The sequence below is a fragment of the Cupriavidus sp. SIMBA_020 genome, assembly GCF_046535395.1.
Lineage (GTDB): Bacteria > Pseudomonadota > Gammaproteobacteria > Burkholderiales > Burkholderiaceae > Cupriavidus > Cupriavidus campinensis.
Genome location: NZ_JAWRWU010001386.1, coordinates 1 through 246, shown reverse-complemented (window position 1 = coordinate 246; position 246 = coordinate 1). Strand labels below are relative to the sequence as shown.

The window sequence follows — 246 nt, the reverse complement described above, 5'->3', positions numbered from 1 at the left end:
CGCCGCTGCGGCTGTCGCGCTCGCCAGCCTGTCCGTCCACGCGTATGCCGCCGATGCCACGAGCGATAGCGCCACCACGGACAGCGCGAAGTCGTCGGTGTTGCCCGCCGTGAGTGTGAAAGCGGCTCGCGCCGCGCTGCCCGGCGACCTTGCGCCGGCGTATGCGGGCGGGCAGGTCGCGAGCGGCGCGTCGATCGGCGTGCTCGGCAAGCAGAAGATGCTCGACGTGCCGTTTTCGGTCACGAG

Annotated in this window: 1 pseudogene; it reads left to right on the top strand. The window is 71.5% G+C overall.

The features are described from left to right. Window positions 1–246, top strand: a pseudogene (locus SB751_RS34055) (TonB-dependent siderophore receptor); the annotation flags it as partial.